Origin of the sequence: Lactiplantibacillus sp. B652, from assembly GCF_023806745.1 — a bacterium.
GTDB lineage: Bacteria > Bacillota > Bacilli > Lactobacillales > Lactobacillaceae > Lactiplantibacillus > Lactiplantibacillus pentosus.
On the sequence record NZ_JAMSKY010000010.1, the window covers coordinates 14,554 to 32,179 of the forward strand.

General features: G+C 46.1%; 21 protein-coding genes, 1 tRNA gene, 1 pseudogene and 1 other annotated feature. Of the genes and pseudogenes, 15 read left to right on the plus strand and 8 right to left on the minus strand.

Features of this window, described 5'->3' with window-relative positions; genetic code table 11:
• The first annotated feature begins 350 nt into the window (after window positions 1-350).
• The 13 genes from cysS to rplL all read left to right on the plus strand — a co-directional run bounded on the left by cysS (window position 351) and on the right by rplL (window position 8,864).
• Window positions 351-1,766, plus strand: coding sequence for a cysteine--tRNA ligase (gene cysS, locus MZO40_RS12115; protein WP_105961354.1), 1,416 nt, complete (start codon window positions 351-353; stop codon window positions 1,764-1,766).
• 1 nt (window position 1,767) lies between these two features.
• A complete protein-coding gene (locus MZO40_RS12120) occupies window positions 1,768-2,178 on the plus strand; it encodes a Mini-ribonuclease 3 (protein ID WP_003637764.1) in 411 nt (136 codons plus the stop codon).
• On the plus strand, window positions 2,150-2,935 hold the full coding sequence (gene rlmB, locus MZO40_RS12125; protein WP_252133306.1) for a 23S rRNA (guanosine(2251)-2'-O)-methyltransferase RlmB: 786 nt from the start codon (window positions 2,150-2,152) through the stop codon (window positions 2,933-2,935). Before MZO40_RS12120 ends, rlmB begins: the two co-directional genes overlap by 29 nt.
• Before the next feature lies 1 nt (window position 2,936).
• Entirely contained in the window at window positions 2,937-3,482 is a 546-nt protein-coding gene (locus MZO40_RS12130) for an NYN domain-containing protein (RefSeq protein ID WP_050339190.1), read from the plus strand.
• 387 nt (window positions 3,483-3,869) lie between these two features.
• Window positions 3,870-4,433 carry a sigma-70 family RNA polymerase sigma factor gene (locus tag MZO40_RS12135; protein WP_050339189.1) on the plus strand — a complete coding sequence of 188 codons (564 nt, stop codon included), beginning with the start codon at window positions 3,870-3,872 and terminating at the stop codon, window positions 4,431-4,433.
• 61 nt (window positions 4,434-4,494) lie between these two features.
• A complete protein-coding gene (gene rpmG / locus MZO40_RS12140; protein WP_003637768.1) occupies window positions 4,495-4,644 on the plus strand; it encodes a 50S ribosomal protein L33 in 150 nt (49 codons plus the stop codon).
• Between the two features lie 11 nt (window positions 4,645-4,655).
• A complete protein-coding gene (gene secE, locus MZO40_RS12145) occupies window positions 4,656-4,841 on the plus strand; it encodes a preprotein translocase subunit SecE (protein WP_003637769.1) in 186 nt (61 codons plus the stop codon).
• Window positions 4,842-4,946: 105 nt separating this feature from the next.
• Complete coding sequence (gene nusG / locus MZO40_RS12150; protein WP_003637770.1) at window positions 4,947-5,495, plus strand: transcription termination/antitermination protein NusG; 549 nt, start codon at window positions 4,947-4,949, stop codon at window positions 5,493-5,495.
• Between the two features lie 34 nt (window positions 5,496-5,529).
• Window positions 5,530-6,417, plus strand: a complete 888-nt coding sequence (locus MZO40_RS12155) for an alpha/beta hydrolase (protein WP_105919728.1) — start codon at window positions 5,530-5,532, stop codon at window positions 6,415-6,417.
• 101 nt (window positions 6,418-6,518) lie between these two features.
• Window positions 6,519-6,944 carry a 50S ribosomal protein L11 gene (gene rplK, locus MZO40_RS12160; RefSeq protein ID WP_003637772.1) on the plus strand — a complete coding sequence of 142 codons (426 nt, stop codon included), beginning with the start codon at window positions 6,519-6,521 and terminating at the stop codon, window positions 6,942-6,944.
• Window positions 6,945-7,044: 100 nt separating this feature from the next.
• Window positions 7,045-7,734 (plus strand): 50S ribosomal protein L1, encoded by a 690-nt coding sequence (rplA, locus tag MZO40_RS12165; RefSeq protein ID WP_050339187.1) that lies wholly within the window; start codon window positions 7,045-7,047, stop codon window positions 7,732-7,734.
• 55 nt (window positions 7,735-7,789) lie between these two features.
• Window positions 7,790-7,903 (plus strand) — a sequence feature (ribosomal protein L10 leader region).
• A gap of 29 nt (window positions 7,904-7,932) precedes the next feature.
• Complete coding sequence (rplJ, locus tag MZO40_RS12170) at window positions 7,933-8,436, plus strand: 50S ribosomal protein L10 (protein ID WP_003637774.1); 504 nt, start codon at window positions 7,933-7,935, stop codon at window positions 8,434-8,436.
• 59 nt (window positions 8,437-8,495) lie between these two features.
• Window positions 8,496-8,864: a 50S ribosomal protein L7/L12 gene (gene rplL / locus MZO40_RS12175; protein ID WP_003637775.1), complete on the plus strand. Its 369-nt coding sequence runs from the start codon at window positions 8,496-8,498 to the stop codon at window positions 8,862-8,864.
• A 166-nt stretch (window positions 8,865-9,030) separates the two neighbouring features.
• Here rplL and MZO40_RS12180 read toward each other — a convergent pair whose 3' ends face one another.
• The 7 genes and pseudogenes from MZO40_RS12180 to MZO40_RS12210 all read right to left on the minus strand — a co-directional run bounded on the left by MZO40_RS12180 (window position 9,031) and on the right by MZO40_RS12210 (window position 13,044).
• Window positions 9,031-9,795, minus strand: coding sequence for a DUF1828 domain-containing protein (locus MZO40_RS12180; protein ID WP_088770018.1), 765 nt, complete (start codon window positions 9,793-9,795; stop codon window positions 9,031-9,033).
• Window positions 9,796-9,967: 172 nt separating this feature from the next.
• A complete protein-coding gene (locus tag MZO40_RS12185; protein ID WP_165860574.1) occupies window positions 9,968-10,132 on the minus strand; it encodes a hypothetical protein in 165 nt (54 codons plus the stop codon).
• A gap of 134 nt (window positions 10,133-10,266) precedes the next feature.
• A tRNA-Glu gene (locus MZO40_RS12190) sits at window positions 10,267-10,337 on the minus strand.
• Window positions 10,338-10,401: 64 nt separating this feature from the next.
• A complete protein-coding gene (locus MZO40_RS12195; RefSeq protein WP_105922679.1) occupies window positions 10,402-10,548 on the minus strand; it encodes an ATP-binding protein in 147 nt (48 codons plus the stop codon).
• A 390-nt stretch (window positions 10,549-10,938) separates the two neighbouring features.
• Window positions 10,939-11,100: pseudogene (locus MZO40_RS12200) on the minus strand (hydroxyacid dehydrogenase); the annotation flags it as partial.
• A gap of 346 nt (window positions 11,101-11,446) precedes the next feature.
• The gene (locus MZO40_RS12205) at window positions 11,447-12,421 is read right to left on the minus strand and encodes a DNA/RNA non-specific endonuclease (RefSeq protein ID WP_105920664.1); all 975 of its coding nucleotides are present in this window, start codon (window positions 12,419-12,421) and stop codon (window positions 11,447-11,449) included.
• Between the two features lie 11 nt (window positions 12,422-12,432).
• Window positions 12,433-13,044: a cell surface protein gene (locus MZO40_RS12210; RefSeq protein WP_105961357.1), complete on the minus strand. Its 612-nt coding sequence runs from the start codon at window positions 13,042-13,044 to the stop codon at window positions 12,433-12,435.
• A 297-nt stretch (window positions 13,045-13,341) separates the two neighbouring features.
• Here MZO40_RS12210 and mprF point away from each other — a divergent pair, with 297 nt between their 5' ends.
• Together mprF and MZO40_RS12220 are read left to right on the plus strand one after the other, a co-directional pair.
• Window positions 13,342-15,945 carry a bifunctional lysylphosphatidylglycerol flippase/synthetase MprF gene (gene mprF, locus MZO40_RS12215; protein ID WP_101874013.1) on the plus strand — a complete coding sequence of 868 codons (2,604 nt, stop codon included), beginning with the start codon at window positions 13,342-13,344 and terminating at the stop codon, window positions 15,943-15,945.
• A gap of 264 nt (window positions 15,946-16,209) precedes the next feature.
• Window positions 16,210-16,875, plus strand: a complete 666-nt coding sequence (locus tag MZO40_RS12220) for a helix-turn-helix domain-containing protein (protein ID WP_088770013.1) — start codon at window positions 16,210-16,212, stop codon at window positions 16,873-16,875.
• A 175-nt stretch (window positions 16,876-17,050) separates the two neighbouring features.
• On the opposite strand, the gene MZO40_RS12225 is transcribed toward MZO40_RS12220, so the two are convergent.
• The gene (locus MZO40_RS12225) at window positions 17,051-17,626 is read right to left on the minus strand and encodes a TIGR00730 family Rossman fold protein (protein ID WP_050339179.1); all 576 of its coding nucleotides are present in this window, start codon (window positions 17,624-17,626) and stop codon (window positions 17,051-17,053) included.

Sequence of the window (17,626 nt, forward strand, 5' to 3'; positions counted from 1 at the left end):
TGGTCAATTGTGCCAGGATAGGTGGCCGTTCATCTGCCATTCGAGCGGCTTCCCGACTGGAGGGGCTGGCGGACAATGCTCAGTAGCCAAATTATTCTTAGCTGGAAGTGCTTTTCTTCCGGCTTAGAATAAGACTCGTATTTGAAATTGCGCAGTGGTCTTCTGCGTGAGTTCAAATCGACGTCGGCTACGTTCCAGCGTTGTCAGCCAGCCCCGGAAGTCGGACTAGGAAGCGCATCGGCTGACGAACAGGACGCCAACTTAGCACGTTTTAATCATCTTTAATGCCAAATCATAACTAACACAACGCGTAAAGTAACACGTCTCAATTGAAAGGAGTTGTCGCCAATATGCTAAGCGTTTTTAATACGTTAACGCGCCAAAAAGAACCGTTTAAACCAATTACCCCCGGAGTTGTGAAGATGTATGTCTGTGGGCCGACTGTTTATAACTATATTCATATCGGGAATGCCCGCTCCGCAATCGCCTTTGATACGATTCGGCGGTATTTTGAATACCGGGGCTACCACGTCGACTATGTCTCTAACTTTACGGATGTTGATGATAAACTCATCAAGCGAGCCGCTGAGGACCATACCACGGTTCCCGCTGTGGCAGACCGGTTCATTCAAGCTTTCATGGAAGATACTGCGGCGGTCAATATTGAACCGGCGACGGCTCATCCCCGCGCATCTGAAAATATTCCAGAAATTATTGCGTTTGTCCAAGTCCTGATTGATAAGGGCTACGCATACGAATCAGCTGGTGATGTCTACTACCGGGCCCGTAAGTTCAAGAATTATGGGCAACTCTCAGATCAACGAATCGATGACTTGGAAGTTGGTGCGAGTCAACATACGGCGGATGAAGAGACTGATCGTAAAGAAGATCCAATCGACTTTGCCCTCTGGAAAGCGGCTAAACCCGGTGAAATCTCGTGGGATTCCCCATGGGGTGCTGGACGACCAGGCTGGCATATCGAATGCTCCGTGATGTCGACCAAGTATCTCGGCGATACGTTTGATATTCACGGTGGTGGGCAAGACTTAGAGTTCCCACATCACGAGAATGAAATCGCTCAAAGTGAAGCCAAGACTGGGCAGAAGTTTGCCAACTACTGGCTGCATAACGGCTTTGTGACAGTTGGTGACGACAACGAAAAGATGAGCAAGTCACTGGGCAACTTTGTGACGGTCCACGATATCATCAAGACGGTCGATCCCCAAGTGCTGCGCTTTTTCATGGCAACGACGCAGTATCGGCGGCCAATTCAATATACGCAGGGCAACCTGGACGAAGCTGCCAATAATTTAGATAAGTTGCGGAATGCTTATCGTAATTTAACGTTCCGTCTCAAGGACGCGACGACTGGGGCTGACGAAACGGTCAGTGCACAGCTGAAGACGTTGACTGACAATTTTGTGACTGCAATGGACGATGATTTTAATGTCCAGAACGGGGTCGCAGCAGTTTATGAATTAGCCAAATTGGCCAACGTGTATGCCGCTAAAACGACCGTTCAAAGTGACACCTTGACGGCATTAAGTGCGACCCTCGAGGCGTTAGCCGGTGTGTTTGGCGTGACCTTAGCAGCTCCCGCCAACGCGAGTTTGGCAGACGATGCGATTCAAGCGCTGATCGATGAACGCGAAGCAGCTCGGCAAGCCAAGGATTTTGCCAAGGCCGACCAGATTCGTGACGACTTGAAAGCGCAAGGGATCATTTTAGAAGATACGCCTCAGGGTGTGCGGTTTAGAAAGGAATAATATGCAAGTTGATTATCAGCAATTAAATGGGATCGCGCTCGCGTACCTCGGTGACGCGGTGTATGAACCATTTATTCGCCAACACTTGATTGAAAGTGGTTATACGAAGGCGACTAAGTTACACCATCATGCGACACATTACGTTTCAGCCAAGGCTCAAGCGGCGTTGATCGAACGGATGCAGGCTGAAGAAGTTCTGACACCGACCGAAGTCGACGTGTTCAAACGGGGCCGGAATGCCAAGAGTCATACGTCTGCCAAACACACGGACGTCCTGACTTATCGTATTTCGACGGGGTTTGAAGCGGTATTTGGGTATTTACAACTGACCCAACAGACGGACCGAATCGCAGAACTCGCGCAGTGGTGCATTAAACAAGTGGATGAAGGGAGGGTTTCCAGTGTCAAATAATGAACAGGACCAAACAGCAGCTGACTTTGTGATTGGTCGCCATCCAGCAATGGCTGCCATTAAGAGTGACCAACAAATCAACAAAGTCTTTATTCAAAGTGGGTTACAGGCGGATGTGCTGAATGATATTGCTAAAATTGCCAAAAAACGGAATTTGATCGTGCAATACGTCCCCAAACAAAAGTTAGACCGGTTGACCGATAATGCGAACCATCAGGGGGTCGCAGTCGGAGTCGCCGCGTTTGAATATGCGACGATCGATGACTTGTTTGCCGTGGCGAAGGCCAAGGATGAAGCCCCATTTTTCTTGATTTTAGATAACATCGAGGATCCCCACAACCTCGGTTCAATCATGCGGACAGCGGATGCCGCCGGGGTACATGGGATCATCATTCCAAAACGCCGGGCAGTCGGCTTGACCAGTACGGTGGCCAAAACGTCGACGGGTGCAATCGAACACGTCAAGGTGGCGCGGGTCACGAACTTGGTTCAGATGGTCAAGCAACTGCAAGAAGCCGGCCTCTGGATTTTTGGAACGGACATGAACGGAACGGATTACCGCCAGTGGGATGCATCTGGTGCAGTCGGCCTCATTATTGGGAACGAAGGCAAGGGGATTTCCCCATTGTTGAAGAAAAACGTCGATGAGATGCTGACGATTCCAATGATTGGTCATGTTCAGAGTTTGAATGCCAGCGTGGCAGCTAGCCTCTTGATTTATCAAGGTTATACGTCACGGCATCCACTGGGAAAATGATATGAAACAACAACTATTGATTGTTGATGCTTATAATATGATTGGTAATTGGCCCGAGCTCAATCATTTGAAGCAAACGGACCGCTTACCACAAGCCCGCGATGAGTTAATCAGCATGTTAACTGAATATAAGAAAATCACGGGTCTCAATATCAGCCTAGTATTTGATGCGATGTACGTCCCAGGTAACTCTAAGAGCTATCGCCAGGCGGATTTGGAAATCATCTGGACGAGTAAGGACCAGACGGCGGACAGTTATATTGAAAAGTATGCGGCTGAAAAACAGTCGCGGGTGCTTCAAGTCACGGTCGCCACGAGTGACCAAGCCGAACAGTGGGTGATTTTTTCTGAAGGTGCCCTACGTGTGCCGGCCTTAGAATTACGCAAACGGGTCCATACAGCACTGAAGGAAGTCCGTCATACAGCTGTTCGGACGCAAGACTTAGGGTCGGTGCGCAAATCACCTTGGAACGAAGCCCAGTTGACAGCGCTCGATCAGTTTCGTCAGCAGTTGGAACGCAATCACGTCAAACATCACCATAAGTAGGCGCTGAACAGGTCACTAGTTTGGGATTAGTGGATGCCTGGTGTTAGGTGATGAGGAAGATGTGCGCACGGACAATTGTCGGATGCTTAGTGTCGCTGCGCATGACGCAAAGTAACAAAGTGAGACGTTTTAAAATGGTTACGTCACGCGGATAATCTCGACACTGAGCTGCGATGGCAATCAGGACCGCAATATCGTGATATCCACCGCTCTTGTGTTAACGTCCCGGTTATTTTGATAAGTCGACATTGCCAATTTAATACCCGTCAAATCAGCTCAAAATAAGAACCTTCGTTCGCTTGTGGTGCCGCGGATAACCCCGTATATTGAGTGTTACAGATGCTCAGGGGTGCGGTTTCTGAAACTAAGTGGAAGTAGGAACGTCATATGGATGAGCAACAATTAATTGCGTTAGCAGCAACTGGAGATAGTCTCAGTATCCAAATTTTGGCTGTACAATATCAACCGGTGGTTTGGCGGTTGCGACAGCACTACTACGTTCCAAATTTTGAGACGGATGATTGGTGCCAAGAAGGACGGATTGCCGTTCATCGGGCCGCTCAGAGGTATCAGCGAGCTCAGGATTGTCCCTTTGGCGCGTATTTCCGGGCATTGTTGACTCATCAGATTATTGATTGTATTCGGCGGGCGCAAGCTCAGAAACGTCGTCCGGACGGTGAGCGAGTCCCGCTGGATGTCAATGACGAACAAGCCGTTGGTGAGTTACAAGCACCGACAATGTCGACACTGGATATCGTGCATGTCCGCGAGCAGATTCGGGTGTTTGGCCTAATCTGTTCGACATTTGAAGGCGCCGTTTTCGCCGATTTGTTGGCAGGATGTTCGCCTGAAAGCATCGCGGCACACTACCATGTTGAAGTACCACAGGTGATCAACGCAATTGACCGCTGTCGCAAAAAGTTGCGAGCGCTCTTACGCTCAGCATCCTGAAATTGACATTCGAAAAGTTCCATGCTAATGTTATACCTGATTTATCATGGAGGTTTTGTCGATGGCACAGAAAAAAGTTGCATTAGCATGTACCGTTTGTGGTTCTCGGAACTACACGATCGATGCTAACCCAAATCGAACTGACCGCTTAGAAGTTAAAAAATTTTGTAAATATTGTGGCAAACATACACTTCATCGTGAAACGCGGTAGGGGGATTAGAAATGCGCTTATTTAAATTTTTTGGTCAAGTTGGACGTGAAATGAAGAAAGTCACCTGGCCAACTTGGCGCGAGAATCGTCGCGACTCATGGACAGTGGTTTCAACATCCTTGTTCTTCGTGGCATTCTTCGCACTGTTTGATTGGATTATTCAATTATTATTACAGATGTTAACAAGCTGGCATTAATGGCTTTTTGAATCATAATTTGTTATAATAATGGCAATGAAAGAAAACTTCGTGTAAACGAGGTTTTTTTATTTTGCCTCAAGACATTTTTAAAGGAGAATCGTAATGGTCGAGTCTGTTGAAAAAAGATGGTATGTCCTACATACCTACGCTGGTTATGAAAATAAGGTTAGTTCTAACTTGGAATCCCGGATTCAATCCATGGGAATGGAAGACAACATCTTTCGGGTCGTTGTCCCTGAAGAAGAAGCCCATGAAGTGAAGAATGGGAAAGACAAAGTTGAAATGAAGAAAATTTTCCCAGGCTACGTGTTGGTTGAAATGGTTATGACGGACCAAGCTTGGTACATTGTTCGTAACACGCCTGGTGTCACTGGGTTCTTAGGCTCTCATGGGCAAGGTAGTAAGCCAACCCCATTGTTGCCAGAAGAAGCTGAACAGATCCTTCATCAATTAGGAATGAGCGCACGTCATACGGAATTGAACGTTGAAGTTGGCGAACAAGTTACCATTATCGACGGTGCCTTCTCAGGTCTTTCAGGTGAAATCACTGAAATTGATAATGAAAAGATGAAGCTCAAGGTCAACATCAACATGTTTGGTCGTGAGACGAGTACGGAATTGGACTTTGATCAGGTTGATCAGATTCAATAATTAATCTTAAGGATAAGTAAGCTGGTGGACCATCTTGGCAGAAGTGATTTTAGTCATCATCGGCGTCATTGTGCTCGGCGTCATCAGTCGAATTTCGTTTAAATTTTGGCAATACGGCCGGCCTCAGCATTTGAAAGCAGCCAAGCCCGCGCAGACGGCGGATGATAGTGCGGTGACCTTGTTTATCCCCGGATATGCGGGTAATCGCTTCTCATTCGGTGGCATGCTTCAACGCTTCACGGCCGGTGAGATTGCCAACAAATCGTTGGTGGTCATGATTGATCGTCATAATCACCCGCACGTGACTGGCGAATTAGATGACTATCGACCAATGGTGCAGCTAATCTTTGCGACCCCGCGCGTGGCAGTCCGGCAACAAGCCGCGGGCGTCTTGGCGGTCGTACAATATTTAATTGCTCATGAGCATGTCCAGACCATTAATTTGGTCGCACATTCCATGGGTGGCGTGGTGCTCTTTCAATATCTGACGACGGCAGCTAAGCTTGTGAATTTGCCGGAGGTCCGCAAAGTCGTTACAATTGGGGCGCCATTCAATGATAGTGAAGTTGGTCAAAATACGTATCCAATCGAGAACCACCCCTTAACTGCGACTGGCCCGACCAAGACGACGCCAGTTTATAATTACTTTTTGCGGACGCTGCAACGGTTGCCCAATACGATCTCGTATTTGAATATCGCGGGCAACATCGGTGATGCGGCGCAAAGTGATGGGGCGGTGGCACTCAACAGTGCGTTATCGCTACGATTTTTATTGCGGCCGACACGTGATCAGTATCAAGAATTTGTCGTTCATGGTAAGAATGCGCGTCATTCACGGTTGCATGAGAATTATGAAGTGGACCGACAAATTGTTCAGTTTTTATATCCGGATACCACAAAAAAGGTTGATGGTGAAAAATAGATATGCTACAATGATGTTTGTGCGTCACGTATGCACGTTTACGTGGGAGGAGCAAAAACTCAGCTCCATTTACCACATCACGGACTAAGGAGGAATGTCTCGTGGCTAAAAAAGTAGCTAACGTTGTTAAATTACAAATTCCTGCGGGCAAAGCAACACCTGCTCCGCCAGTTGGACCAGCTTTAGGTCAAGCAGGTATCAATATCATGGGCTTCACAAAGGATTTCAATGCTCGTACCGCTGATCAAGCAGGTATGATTATTCCCGTTGTGATCACAGTGTACGAAGATCGTTCATTCGACTTCATCACTAAGACCCCACCTGCTGCCGTTCTATTAAAGAAAGCTGCCGGTGTTGAACATGGTTCCGGTGAACCTAACACGAAGAAGGTTGCAACTGTAACCAAGGATCAAGTTAAGCAAATCGCCGAAACTAAAATGCAAGATCTAAACGCAGCTGATGTTGAAGCAGCAATGCGCATGATCGAAGGTACTGCTCGGAGTATGGGATTCACCGTCGAAGGCTAATTCAGTACTGTTGAGTATGTCGGACACTTCATCAAAATGAATGTGTCAAGTGGGAGGAAATCTCCGTTTGAACCACATTTGCAAGGAGGAAAACACTTAGATGGCAAAGAAAAGTAAACAATACCAAGAAGCCGCTAAGCTAGTTGATCGTGACAAAGCTTACGATGTAACTGAAGCGGTAGACTTGGTTAAAAAAATGGATTTCGCAAAGTTTGATGCAACTGTTGAAGTTGCCTTCAAATTAAACGTTGATACAAAGCAAGCCGACCAACAACTTCGTGGCGCGGTTGTCCTTCCTAACGGTACCGGTAAAGATCAAACCGTTGTCGTTTTCGCTAAGGGTGACAAGGCTAAAGAAGCTGAAGAAGCCGGTGCTGACTTTGTTGGCGAAGCTGACCTTGTTGAAAAAATTCAAGACGGTTGGTTAGACTTCGACGTCGCAATCGCTACCCCTGACATGATGGCCCAAGTTGGTCGTTTAGGTCGGGTTCTTGGACCTAAAGGCTTAATGCCTAACCCTAAGACTGGTACGGTTACGATGGACGTTGCTAAGGCCGTTAACGATTCAAAAGCTGGTAAGGTGACTTACCGGACTGACCGTGACGGTAACGTTCACGTTCCTGTTGGCAAGGTATCATTCGATACTGACAAGCTTGTTGGCAACTTCAAGACGATTGAAGACACCATCGTTAAAGCTCGTCCAGCCTCAGTACGTGGGACTTACATCCAAAACTTAGTTGTGACATCAACCTTTACCCCAGCGGTACGTGTTGACTTAGCATCATTTTAAGGATTAATTTCTGAAAACAATTGACCCCGTGGGTGATCTGTGATAGATTACTAGAGGTTAAGTAATATCTCTACCTAAGACTCAGGCGGCTTAACGGCCTTAATCTACCTGCCGAGGACATTGTTTTTTCTCTATGTCTTGGTGGACATAGGGATTTTTTTATAAATCCCTGAACCAAAATTCTGGGAGGTGAATCTGTTGAGTAAAGAAACAATTGCTGTTAAAGCACAAGAAGTCGAAGAAGTTGCAGAACAATTAAAGAACTCAGTATCAGCCATCGTTGTTGATTACCGTGGTTTGACGGTTGCAGAAGTAACTGATTTACGTAAGCAATTACGTGATGCCGGTGTTCAAATGCGCGTTATCAAGAACAAGATCATGGTGCGTGCCGCTGATAAGGCCGGATTTGAAGACTTAAAACCTGTATTTGCTGGTCCTACTGCCGTTGCCTTCTCTGAAGAAGACCCAGTTGCTCCTGCAAAGATCTTGGCTAACTTCGCGAAGACTGCGGACGCTCTTCAATTAAAGGGTGGCGTTATCGAAGGTAAAGTTGCAGATCTTGAAACTGTTCAAGAATACGCTACGATGCCATCACGTGAAGAATTATTGGCTACGATTGCCAACTTGTTACAAGCACCTGTTCGTAACGTTGCATACGCTGTTAAGGCGGTTGCTGAAAAAGGCGACGAAGACGCAGCTTAATCAGCTGTCAGTGTGTTAAAAAATAAAAAATAAGTTCATATAAAATGGAGGAACAAAAAATGGCTTTTGATAAAGATGCTATTATCGACTCATTAAAAGAAGCTTCAATCTCAGATTTAAACGACTTAGTTAAGGCTATCGAAGAAGAATTCGATGTCTCAGCTTCAGCTCCTGTTGCTGTTGCCGGTGCTGCTGGTGGCGACGCTGCCGCTGCTAAGGATTCATACGATGTTGAATTAACTGAATCCGGTGACCAAAAGGTTAAGGCTATCAAGGCCGTTCGTGATATCACTGGTCTTGGCTTGAAAGACGCTAAGGGTCTTGTTGACAACGTACCTTCAATCATCAAGGAAGGCGTTTCAGAAGACGAAGCCAACGATATGAAAGCTAAGCTTGAAGAAGTTGGTGGTGTCGTTACCCTTAAGTAATTTTTACTTAACGGAACGTCATCGAACCGGATACACTGCTGTTATGGTAGTGTGTCCGGTTTTTTTGTACGATAATTTTCACAAGCTTTGGTTTGTTTGTGTTTAACGGGGATGAAAGAAGAGTATGTCACACTTCTCAAAAAACGGGAAGCGTAACATACTCTTCTTATTTGAGCTCAAGAATATGACTTTTATCTGACCAAGAAAGTAAGCTTATATGGGCGTCACGAGCAATTTGTTCGGCACGTTTTGTCACTGAACCTTCTGAATTATTGTAAATAATGGCATAGCTAATATCGCTAGCGATTTTATGACTTCTGGTTGCAATATCTCTATATTGATAGGCATTGACAACCACTTGATTGAAACTAATTCGATTTTGAAAATTGATTAATCTCATTGGCCTCTTTTCCTTGGGTGGAATTGTATAATCGATAATGTAATCGACGCCACTTTTACCAGAAATTTGATATTGAGGCAAGCCGCCAAAGTCTTGATCTTGCATGAAGGTAAAAACTTCGTCAAAGAATAGCCGTTCAATATTTGTTTTTTTGGGAATTGATAAATCGTTTATCGTGACCATTGCTGCCAGAAGATTTTGTTTCATTAACGGGAAATTGGCAGATGTACCCGTAACAGATAAAACATTGTCAAACAAGTCTACATTATAACGGTGCGTTGTTTCTTTCATGATTTGTTTCCGCATCGGAGAATTTAGATTAATACCATATAACAATAGGTTTTCAAGTGTCGTGCCGTCATCGCTTAAACGCAGCTTGCTATCAGAGAGTCGCTCGACATAGAGTCGCATGTTGTCACCAATCATATTCAAGAACGGGGTTGTCACCTCGTCTGCTTGGTCGATTTTTTTAATTGTATATTGGTCTCTTAACCAACTCATATAATCGTTAAGTAATTGATTAGTGTCCATATCAGTATCCACCTCCTGACGGATTAAAGTTTAAACAGTTGGTTCTGAAATCTCCAGTAACTCAACTTGAAAGTTATTATACCTGCAGGGAACTTTTAAATCCGGCTTCTAATTAAGCTTTTTTGGTGACTTACGATCTTTTAAAGCTCGCAGTTGTCTCATGCTGGCTCTGTTACTCAATAGTATTTTCATTTGATCTTTTGCCATACCTTTTAGACATATGAGTCCGCTCAAACTCTGAAATGTTATTTTTTATGAGTTCCGTATTTAAGTCATTGTTCCTAAATGCTTCAACTTGCGTTCCATTTGCATTAATAATTTCTTTATCAAGTGCCATTATATTAACTTCCATTTTTAAACCCGTCGAAATCGACGGGTATAGAACATGAACAATATCTTCCTGATGAACTAAAAAGCTTATGTATTTGTGAGTGTTCCGTTTTGAAATCTGATAAAGGACGTCTGGTTCAAAGCGAGTAACGGGAATCGAACCCGCAACTACAACTTGAAAAGCCGTAGTTTTGCCATTAAACTACACTCGCGTTATCATTTGCTGCAGGGGGACATATGATAGTCTCAGTATTTGATTCTTCTCAGCATGAAAGTCTACTTATTAGTCTCAGTAACTCCAAGTATTATTATGCCACCATCTGTACTAGCAAAAGCACTTACAGTTCCCCAACGATCACTTGATACAGAATTAGAGGCTTTCTTATATTCAAGGTGAGCGTTTTCTATATGTAATTTTTCCATGTTGAACTTCCTACATATACCAGGTAAAACGTAGATAAAATAAAAAGAGCAAGATGAAGCATAAACGCCGTACTATGGGTGTTTAGGATGATTATGTTGTGCATTATAGTGTACAAATCGTAGATAAATCGTAGATATCATTGCCCAAATTCTCAAATCATCGGCTACTTCGTAATCATTTTCAGCATAACACTTTACCTAACTATGAACGCGTCATTTGCTGCTTAACCTCACATTGAAGTTTAGCAACAGTTCTTTTGCTACTACCGTATTAAGCTGAGAGCAGGCATGTTAGTAACATTTTTCATTATGCGGCTACCTTGTAGACAACTATACTACACTTGTTGGGTATTTTGATATATGAGCGACTATGGATTCCGAATGTACATGTCAGCGACTAACTGAGCTAGTCCCATCATTATAATTCAGCGTCATTCCGGGTTGAACATTGAAGATATAAACGTTAAAACTAACGGCATTGTTGCCAACAGATTGGCCCCGCATTTGAACACCACGGGCTAACAATTTGCTGCCCTTGAAACCGGGATAAACCGACTGTTCGATTTTGTCAAAGAAAAAAGGCATCCTCTCCTAATAGAAGAAAATGCCTTTTGTTCTAGTCGGCTTATCATCGCTGATTACCAACCATCTCATTTTCCCTATTTTATTGTATTAAGATGTTCAAGTCAATTTTCTGATCAAAATAGACACTATTCTTTTCGCGTGGTTGAGCCAGTGACTGTAGGTGATGACCCCGTATTAGCCGTCTTAATGCTGAATTTGTTATTTTCGGCCTCTTCAATGATAGTATCAAACACCCGTCATTAACTAAATACGTAAAAAAACTGGAAGTGCGCGTCACTTCCAGTTTTATTTAAGGCAATAGCAATCAACTCAATCAGCGACTCACCGAACTAGTCCCATCATTATAATTCAGCGTCATCCCAGGCTGAACATTGAAGATATAAACGTTAAAACTAACGGCGTTGCTGCCAACAGATTGACCACGCATTTGAACACCACGGGCTAACAATTCGTTGCCCCTGAAAATTGGGGTTACTTGGTAGCGGACGTAGTTATTGGGACTGGCTTTCAAATAGTCCGCAACTTGGTCTTCGTAAGTCGTCATTTCGGGGTCATTCAAGGTGCGAGTTCCGGTCATCAGATTTTTGATGTTATTATTTTGACCAGTCAACTGGTAACCAATCAAGTGACTGCGATTATAGAGCCAGCCGCTGCTGATTCGTTTATTATGCCAGCCAGTTGGTTGGACGTTGAGCGCCTCACGTTCGGCCTTAGGCATCAGTGATTGGTTGAGTAGGGCGTTGGCAGCCGTAACCCGGTTCAGTTGGTCTAAGTCGCCGTATTTTTGCCAGGCGCCGCGGCTGGTACTGAGGTCGTCACGACTAAACGCCGGCTGATTTTGATTGACGGTGATCGTCTGTTGACCCGCGTAGGCTTTGTTGGCCAACGCTGCGTTACTTGGATTACTTCCGGTAGTGGTGGTTGCGGCCGTTTTGGACGTTGCACCAGCTTGTTGGTTCTTTTTCTTCTGATTATCGACTTGTGTTTTGTCTTTTGATAATTGCTTGGCAGCTTGCTTTAAACTACTGGCAGAGGCCGAGTTCGCTTCTTGAAGCGCCGTCAATTTTTGATCATTGGTTGCGGTAACTAGGTGTGTTTTGGTGACGGTCTTCGTTTTGACTGTCGGTTGTGCCTGCTTCCCCGGTAGACTAAAGAGTCCAATACTGACGAGCAATAAGAGTAGCGCGGGCCAACCGTGCCGCCACCATTGCCGTCCGGGATAATGGCGATAGCTCCGCCAACCCCAGTAGATTGCGGCCAATAAAATAAGTGTTCCGATGATTCCCAATGTGCTTCCCCCTAACGTAGTGACTTGCGGTAGCCAGCAGCTTGTGCTTCGGCTTCTGTACTAAAATAAATCGCATTTTTACCCGCCATCCGGTAGTTTTGCCCCGTTTCAACGTGGTAAATCTTTGAATTGCGGTTACCGACGATGCGGCCCGTTTGCGCAGTGTTGGTATCGCCCGAGGTCCGGTTGGCATGGCTGGTCTGAGTGGAAGCAGTCTGGCTTTGGGCCGTTTGTTTAGATTCGCTCGCAGCTTCGGATGCAGCCTTGGACTGTGACTTTGATGCGGCTACGGCAACGCTGGCAGCGGATTTGGACGCCGCACGTGAAGAAGCTTTGACGGCAGCGGTGGAACTTGCGAGTTGGTCAGATTGTGAATCAGCCTGACTAGCGGCCAGTGAGAGTTGTTTTTCGCTTGAGCTGAGCGCCTTAGCTGATGCGGCGTTTGCTCGACTAGCTGCGCGTGCTTTGGCCCAAGCAGTCTTGTTGGCCTTAGTCCGTTTCGTGACGCGAACCACCTGCGTTTTGGTGCTGGTCTGCTTGGCAGAATCTTGCGCAGTCGTGGTGCAGCCCGTTAAAATGAATAAACTCGCAAAGATAATTGCAAGCTGTTTAGCATGGTGCATGTGTGTCTCCCCCTTGGTAAGTATATGAATATTATTATACAGAAACGGTAACCGCGGGTAAAGGCTACTTGGCTGTCAGAATACTAGTGGACTGCGGTTTGGAGAATCGGGTGGTTTGCTTGCGGATGGATGATTGGTTGCAAATTGCTGGTAAAGTCCGGCGGTTCAGCTTAAAGTTAGTAATGTGAAATTATTAGTTCAATCGGGCACTCGGACGCCGTAAAACGCCGATAACGGTTGTATAAACAGGCTAAGATTGCGATAATAGGAACAAACAGACCAGATGGGGGAATTTTTTTGAAGGCAAGGTTACAGAAAATCGGGGCGGCAATCAATAAACGCATGGGGATCATTAAGGCGCTGTTTGTGTTCTCCGTCCTGTTATTTGTGATTTCAGAAGTCGGCAAAATCGCGAAGGAGGTCAGCGGTGCGCAGTTGGCGACCGCACTGGCTTCGCAAAGTTGGTGGCATCTATTGAGCATGGTCGTGATTGGGATTGTTGCCGTCACGCCAATGCTGACATACGATGTGATGATTACGAAGTTTTTGCCCAATCACTATTCATTGGGCTATATTCTAAAAGCGGGGTGGATCACCAATACCTTTACGAATATTGGTGGCTTTGGTGGCGTGCTGGGTGCGTCCTTGCGCGCTAACTTTTATAACCGTGAAGCGACTAAAAAACAAATCGTATTTGCAATTTCTAAAATCGCGTTATTTTTGGTCTCGGGCCTATCACTGTACTGTATGATTTCGCTGGTCCTAGTTTATGGCTTCGGCATTGGTCAAATGTATGGGACTTACTGGATTTGGCTCGTCGGTGGGGCCTTGTATTTTCCAGCCATTTTTATTTTTACCCGGGTCAATGATTCGGAATTTTTTGATGGCTTGACACTAGGTAATGTCGTGCGCTTATTGAGTGGCTCATTTGGTGAATGGACCGGCTGCGTACTGTTCTTCCTGTTGATTGGGAACTTTATGGGACTGCCAATCGATTTTGCGGCAGTCGTCCCGTTATTCGTGATTGCCTCGGTCGTTGGTGAGGTTTCAATGGTGCCCGGCGGAATCGGCTCGTTTGACGTCTTCATGATTTTTGGCCTGGCAGCGGTCGGCGTTTCGCGCCCAGATGCCGTCGCCTGGCTGTTGTTCTATCGATTATTCTACTATATTATTCCGTTTGCCATTGGGCTAGTGCTATTCGTCCATGATACGGGACATCGGCTCAACGTTCGATTGGCAGGGATTCCTAAGCAAGCCTTGCAACGGGGCGCTCAGATGGTCTTGACGGTCTTTCTGTACGTCTCTGGCTTCTTGATGCTGCTCATGTCGACGGTCCCCAACTTCGCGTACAATAATAAACTGTTCTTGCAGTTCTACCCGTACACGTTCTTTTTCATTAACCAAGCAAGTAGTATCATCATGGCGTTTCTACTAATTGGGGTCGCGTTGGGAACGGCCGGACGGGTCAAAAAGGCGTTTTGGCCGACCGTGATCGTTCTGCTGGTCGCAATTTTGAATACGATTCGCTGGTTAGTCGTCTATGATGCAATTTCCATGAAATTTATTATTTTCCTAGTCATTATTCTGGCGTTGGTAGCACTGTCACGGCACGCCTATTATCGCGACCGGATGGCCTTTTCGTGGGGGCAAACGTTGTGGGTTGGTTGTGTCTACGTCGTGACCTTCGTGTTGTACACGATCGTGGGGGTCTACAACGCGCCGCAGATCCATCACCGGCACGCGGTTCCCGAAGCACTATTCTTCCCGTCACAGAAGCTCTGGTTATTTGGGGTGCTGGGACTCGTCCTGGCTGCCATGATTTTAGTTTTGATGTATCGATATTTTGCCAGCGGTCACAACCAGCGTTTACAGCAAACCGTGGATGCCGCGCGGGTCAAGCAGGTCATCGACAACTATGGTGGTAATGAAATTTCACATTTAGCTTACTTGAATGATAAGTTAGCTTACTATTACCAAGTTGATGGCCAAGACCAACTCATCTTCTTGTATCAGCTCAAGGCGGATAAATTAATTATCATGGGTGAGCCGTTTGGCAATCAGGCGGTGCTCCAGGCGGCGCTTGAACAATTGCTAGACGATGCCGATAGTGATGGCTGTTCGCTGGTATTTTATGAAATCAACGAGACGCTGACGATGCGGCTGCATGAGATGGGCTTTGACTTCATCAAAACGGGTGAGGAAGGTCATGTTAAACTAGCTGATTTTAGTCTGGCTGGTAAACGGCTCCGCGGTGAACGCGCGTTAATGAATAAATTTGCGCGTGATCAGTATGAGTTTGCGGTCTTGCAACCACCGTTTAGCGCAGAAGTCATGGCCGAGCTGCGGGCCGTTTCAGACAGTTGGCTAGCCGGTGAGACGGAAAAAGGCTTCTCGTTGGGCTTCTTTGATGAGTCCTACTTGAATCAGGCGCCCATCGCCGTCGTGTATGATCCTGAGCACCGGATCGTTGCTTTCGCCAACATCATGCCGCAAGGGAATCACCAAACGACCTCGATTGACTTAATGCGTTCAAGTAAGGCCGCACCATCCGGCATCATGGATACGGTGTTCGTGCATTTATTTGAGCAAGCACGCGATGACGGCTATGCCTATTTCAATATGGGAATGGCGCCATTATCCGGCGTCGGCGTCTCCCGGTATAGTTTTATTCAAGAAAAGATTGCACACTTGATTTATGAGTACGGGTATCAGCTATACGGGTTCCAAGGGTTGCGTTCCTATAAGGAAAAATATGTGACGGATTGGGCGCCGAAGTACATCGCCTACCGTAAACGCAATTCGCTGATTTTCACCATCCTCCAGTTGCTGCAGGTGGTAAATACGCGGGTGCATAAATCTGGTCAACGCCGACCAGTGTGGTTATTCAAACGGTTGAAATAATTGAATGGGATGCGTCGTTGCTAGCAGTGACGGCGTGTCTTTTTTTAGGACGGCCGCTGTTCACTCGGATACGTCGGTGCCGCAATCTGTCAATACCAGGGGTGGTCATGGGGACGTTCGTAAATGAGGATCCTAAGTAAAAATTGATGGCAAAAATAATGATTGCACCAAAGCCCGATGTAACAGGTTGTAACACGATAGTTGCTCGACTTTTAGCGAGGCTTGCCGGTATGCTGAACTTGATAACAGAAAGGATTTGATGAATTGGAATTAGGGCCAGCGTTAAAACAGCAACGAGAGTCGTTAGGGTTAACCCAACAAGTATTGGCAGACCAATTACACGTGACCCGACAGACGGTTTCACGTTGGGAAAATGGCAGTACGTATCCCAACTTAGATACCTTGGTCGAATTGAGTGACCGTTTGAACATCTCATTAGATAAGCTACTTAAATCTGAGGAAGTCCCCGTAGTGCCGGTGGTTCATCAGATTAGTCGGGATGTACAGCTGAAACGGCGCTATTTACGTAGTTTGATTGTCATCATCAGTATGCTAGTTTTATTAGCCAGTCTATTCGGCTTACTGAGTTGGGGGCATCGGAATCAAATTGAGATGATCGACCGCGTGAATCCGTTTTTAAGCACGAAACTTGGCTATGGTATTTTGCCAACTAAAGTGACGGGGATGGCCGATACGTACGTGTCAGATGATTCCTTTGGCAACGGAGAGTGGTTGAAGTTCTACTCGGGGCAACCGACTAAGTCTGCCCGGTGGGTGCTAGTTAAACACAAGGGCTCGTACGTCAGTGGCGTTCGGGTGATTCGCCGCAATCAGATTCCACTCGTCATGCGGGAACAGGCCGGGACGATCTATCTCAAGTATCATCAGAAAACGGATGGCCCACGCGCTAGTTGGAAATTTTGGGATTGACTATGAATTGGTGGCGGTATTTCCGCTTGATGACACGCGCCCAGATTCAGCCCCATTAACACGACTTCGCACACAACAAAAGACCCGACGCACCGTCTTTCAATTAGACGTGTACGTCGGGTCTTTTGGTTGTCATGCATCGTAGCGCCACGCGAATAACGGTGTGGCGAGCGACTTAATTCGTATATTTAGGCGGTAGGACGTGTTTAAAGTGCTGGAAGCCGTCGAAGATTTCGTCCAAATCATGACCATTAATAAACAGGTCAAGGTTTGCTTCCGGTGCAAAGCCCAAATCGGCGGTCTTTTGCAGCATGTTGACCAGGTCATCGTAGAAGCCGTCAATGTTGTACAGGGCGATTGGTTTTTGATGGATGTCCATCTGACTCCATGAGAGCATCTGCAGGAATTCTTCAAACGTTCCGAAGCCACCGGGTAAGACAATGAATGCGTCGGCGAGATGCAACATCTTTTCTTTCCGTTCCGTCATCGTACGCGTTTCGATGAACGTCGTCACTTCTTTGAAAGCGAGTTCGCGTTCGACGAGAAAGTGGGGAATGATACCAATCACGCGCCCACCAGCCGTCATGGTTGCTTTGGCGACTTTCCCCATCAGGCCATGGTCACCCCCACCATAGACCAGTTGATAATCATTGGCAGCGAGGTATTTGCCTAACGCGACCGTCTTATCACTAAAAGCTTGGTCCAAACCAGAATTGGACCCACAAAAGACACAAATATTATGAATTGCCAT

Coding starts and splice junctions, on each gene's coding strand:
- cysS (WP_105961354.1), top strand. CDS start 351: ATGCTAAGCGTTTTTAATACGTTAACGCGCCAAAAAGAACCGTTTAAA.
- MZO40_RS12120 (WP_003637764.1), top strand. CDS start 1,768: ATGCAAGTTGATTATCAGCAATTAAATGGGATCGCGCTCGCGTACCTC.
- rlmB (WP_252133306.1), top strand. CDS start 2,150: ATGAAGGGAGGGTTTCCAGTGTCAAATAATGAACAGGACCAAACAGCA.
- MZO40_RS12130 (WP_050339190.1), top strand. CDS start 2,937: ATGAAACAACAACTATTGATTGTTGATGCTTATAATATGATTGGTAAT.
- MZO40_RS12135 (WP_050339189.1), top strand. CDS start 3,870: ATGGATGAGCAACAATTAATTGCGTTAGCAGCAACTGGAGATAGTCTC.
- rpmG (WP_003637768.1), top strand. CDS start 4,495: ATGGCACAGAAAAAAGTTGCATTAGCATGTACCGTTTGTGGTTCTCGG.
- secE (WP_003637769.1), top strand. CDS start 4,656: ATGCGCTTATTTAAATTTTTTGGTCAAGTTGGACGTGAAATGAAGAAA.
- nusG (WP_003637770.1), top strand. CDS start 4,947: ATGGTCGAGTCTGTTGAAAAAAGATGGTATGTCCTACATACCTACGCT.
- rplA (WP_050339187.1), top strand. CDS start 7,045: ATGGCAAAGAAAAGTAAACAATACCAAGAAGCCGCTAAGCTAGTTGAT.
- rplL (WP_003637775.1), top strand. CDS start 8,496: ATGGCTTTTGATAAAGATGCTATTATCGACTCATTAAAAGAAGCTTCA.
- MZO40_RS12180 (WP_088770018.1), bottom strand. CDS start 9,795: ATGGACACTAATCAATTACTTAACGATTATATGAGTTGGTTAAGAGAC.
- MZO40_RS12185 (WP_165860574.1), bottom strand. CDS start 10,132: ATGGCACTTGATAAAGAAATTATTAATGCAAATGGAACGCAAGTTGAA.
- MZO40_RS12195 (WP_105922679.1), bottom strand. CDS start 10,548: ATGGAAAAATTACATATAGAAAACGCTCACCTTGAATATAAGAAAGCC.
- MZO40_RS12210 (WP_105961357.1), bottom strand. CDS start 13,044: ATGCACCATGCTAAACAGCTTGCAATTATCTTTGCGAGTTTATTCATT.
- MZO40_RS12225 (WP_050339179.1), bottom strand. CDS start 17,626: ATGGCAATTCATAATATTTGTGTCTTTTGTGGGTCCAATTCTGGTTTG.